The organism is Streptomyces sp. P17 (genome assembly GCF_032436805.1).
Classification (GTDB): domain Bacteria; phylum Actinomycetota; class Actinomycetes; order Streptomycetales; family Streptomycetaceae; genus Streptomyces.
The window spans coordinates 1-244 of the sequence record NZ_JAVRBF010001350.1; the positions used below are offsets into that span (position 1 = coordinate 1).

1 pseudogene is annotated in these 244 nt (G+C 70.1%); it reads right to left on the reverse strand.

From position 1 onward, the window contains the following. Nucleotides 1-244: pseudogene (locus RMT89_RS44935) on the reverse strand (NADP-dependent oxidoreductase); the annotation flags it as partial.

Below are 244 nucleotides of genomic sequence, written 5' to 3' on the forward strand. Positions count from 1 at the left end.
GTCATGCCCGGCATGCCGAGCACGCCCACCGCGGTCGAGATCGGCGCCAGCTTCGGATCGACCTTGCGCAGCCCCTTGCCGTCCGAGAGGGCATAGCTCTGCCAGCCGGAATGGGAGAGCACGATGTCGCCCTTGGCGAAGTGCTCGTTGTTGGACTGCACCACCTCGGCGACCGTGCCGCCTTCCATGACGCCGCCGAGCGGCACCGGCGCGGCATAGGACGGGCCCTCGCTCATGCGGCCGC